Below are 2,771 nucleotides of genomic sequence, written 5' to 3' on the forward strand. Positions count from 1 at the left end.
GTAATATAAATGAAAAAGTTTTGGCTGCCAGTAGCGCTGGTGGGGGGTTAGGATTATTACTGCTGACGGGTTCAGGTTTTGGTTTTCTGGCAGGAGCAGCTCTTGGTGCTGGTAGTGTTGTTCTTACTTCTCCTCGTTCTGTTACCCTAGAAGGCGATAATATCATAGAAGTTCGTGTAGTTGAGGATTTACCTCGTTCTAGGTTCTACGAAGATATTGGCAGTTTTTAGAGGTAGAGATATTTTCTACTCCCTACTCCCTGGTATAGTTAAATCAACTAGAAGTTATTTTCAGGTGCATTCCCCCCAGGTCCTAACTGACCGGGCAAGAAAAGGTTTTGAGCACTATCGTTTTGATAGATACAATTAATCTCTGGATCGTCATTAATATTTCCTGTATAACCAAAGGTATTCATGCGGTTTTTACAATCACGTACTTGCTCATTGTTGACTAAGTTTCTTTTCTCTAGAATTGACCAGTTATTTCTGCGGATGACACACCCTGGTTTTATGTTTGGTTGAGATACATATACATTAAAAGGATTTAGAGTCAAGAAAACTCTCATATTCATTACCATAGCACTAGCTCCAAACTGTACACAAAGTTCTGGGTTTGGTACGCTGCGATCGATAAATTCACGAGAGGCCACATTTTGGGGAGTAAAGTTAGCGGTAGAGCTAAAGGCAATGCCAATGCCAATACCTAAAACAAATACTCCTCCTAAAATTGCTATAGTGGCATAGTTGAATCTAGATGGTTGGGTGGTAGTTTGAGGTCTACGTTTCATATAAATAAAAGTTAAGTTATGGAGCTTAGGCTATAAACTAATAGTGGACGAGCTAAATTTAGATTTTTACTTTCCTAGTTTGACAAGCAAGTATGTATAATTTTACCAGGTAGGTTATTTGTCCTTAAGTAAGCATAAATAACCATCAGTAAATTACCTAATTTGGAAATTTTTTGATTAATACTATCATAATTCTCAAATTAGAACGATTAAGTCAAAATTTAAAGGTCAAAAGTCAGATAACCCCCTAGTTGAGTAATGTTAAGTTTTATGTTATAATATTTCCAATATATGCTCATAATTTTTGAGTGTAGGCCAAAATATATATCAAATAATATTTAGCTATATGTTTGTTTTCGGGTAAGTTCTAATGAGTTAGCATTCCTGAAAGGTAAAATATTTGGCAAATATTATTGAACAGAGTTAAGTATTTCTACTTTATGTCTAGCCTAAGCATTGGTCTAGACTAATGTGTCTATGTCGTATTAGAATTTTTTAATCAGGATAGAGTAGTGTCTGTCGAGACTATAGAAAAGCGTTCCACTTCCACAGTCCGTAAACCTGCACCACGTTATCGTGTTTTACTCCATAACGATGATTTTAATAGTATGGAGTATGTAGTGCAAGCATTGATGAAGACAGTGCCGAGTCTAACTCAACCCCAAGCTGTCGATATTATGATGGAAGCTCACAGTAATGGTATTGCATTGGTGATTACCTGCGCTTTAGAACACGCTGAGTTTTATTGCGAAAATTTAAAAAATCAGGGACTAACTAGCACTATAGAACCTGATGAGTGATTTAATTGTAATATAGAAGCCGAGTTTCTACCTTGAGAAGCTCGGTTTCTCATTTGTATAGGTGTTGGTAGTGCCTAATTTATCATTTGGCAAAATTGCAAAGTTTTCGGTTTCTATCAGAATAGGAATTTTTATTTTAACATTATTTCTGGGTTGGATACCACTAGCAGCACCAATATATTTTTTTGGGCGAGATGCAAATTTAGCGAGTATATTGGCGATCGCTCTATTATATATAGAGTTTATTATTTTAGTCCAGTTTTGGGGAAAGAAAGTTTATCAACAACCACACCTACTACGTCACTACGGTTTAGAAATAAGTAGGGTCAACTTTCAGAATTTTTTTCAAGGTTTAGGAATAGGTTTAGTTAGTCTGTTTGGTTTTTTTATTTTAGAAACGTTTCTGGGATGGGTAATATGGCAGTCACCTTCAGCAAAGTTACCTCAATTTATTCTGGAAGGTTTATTGGTATCTGTGGGTATTGGTTTTGCTGAGGAGTTATTATTTCGAGGTTGGTTATTGGATGAGTTGGAGCGAGACTACAAACCAAGAGTAGCTTTGTGGGTAAGTAGTGTTGTATATGCTTTACTACACTTTATTAAACCAGTGGAAGAAATTTTGCGGACTTGGTTTCAGTTTCCTGGTTTGGTGTTGTTGGGTTTGATTTTTGTTTGGGCAAAACGTGATGAAGAAGGAAGAAGGAAGAAGGAAGAAGGAAGAAGGCATCCCCCCTTGCCCCCCTTTGAAAGGAAGAAGGAAGAAGGCATCCCCCCTTGCCCCCCTTTGAAAGGAAGAAGGAAGAAGTGGATGGTGACTCAAAACCCAACTAATTATCAACACCGTGTAGATAGCGGGGTATTAAACCCAAAAGAAAAAGATAAATTGACTTATTATCAACAACAATTATTGGGTTTGCCTATTGGTATTCATGCTGGTTTTGTTTGGGGTTATTACATTATTAATGTGGGTGGTTTAGTTAAGTATTCTAGTGTAGTTGGAGAGTGGATAGTTGGGATAAATGGTAATCCTTTAGCAGGTGTAATGGGGTGGTTTTTTTTAGGAGCGATCGCTTTGTTTATTCAGCGAAAGTGAATTGGTATAACCTAAGAGGTAGTTATATCATGTCTGCCTACTGCCTACTCCCTCTTTTCTGGAGATGTCTATTATCCAGACATGATATAAC

3 protein-coding genes and 1 pseudogene are annotated in these 2,771 nt (G+C 36.8%); 3 read left to right on the forward strand and 1 reads right to left on the reverse strand.

What is annotated here, in order from left to right; genetic code table 11:
- A pseudogene (locus F6K13_RS26985) lies at positions 1–230 on the forward strand (hypothetical protein); the annotation flags it as partial.
- Between the two features lie 47 nt (positions 231–277).
- Here F6K13_RS26985 and F6K13_RS26990 read toward each other — a convergent pair.
- Positions 278–787, reverse strand: a complete 510-nt coding sequence (locus F6K13_RS26990; protein WP_124144427.1) for a DUF3172 domain-containing protein — start codon at positions 785–787, stop codon at positions 278–280.
- Between the two features lie 512 nt (positions 788–1,299).
- Between F6K13_RS26990 and clpS the strand changes: the two genes are divergently transcribed.
- Entirely contained in the window at positions 1,300–1,587 is a 288-nt protein-coding gene (gene clpS / locus F6K13_RS26995; protein WP_124144428.1) for an ATP-dependent Clp protease adapter ClpS, read from the forward strand.
- Positions 1,588–1,657: 70 nt separating this feature from the next.
- Positions 1,658–2,680: a CPBP family intramembrane glutamic endopeptidase gene (locus F6K13_RS27000; protein WP_240038892.1), complete on the forward strand. Its 1,023-nt coding sequence runs from the start codon at positions 1,658–1,660 to the stop codon at positions 2,678–2,680.
- Positions 2,681–2,771: the final 91 nt, after the last annotated feature.

Origin of the sequence: Okeania sp. SIO2B9 (assembly GCF_010672505.1) — a bacterium.
GTDB classification, from domain to species: domain Bacteria; phylum Cyanobacteriota; class Cyanobacteriia; order Cyanobacteriales; family Microcoleaceae; genus Okeania; species Okeania hirsuta.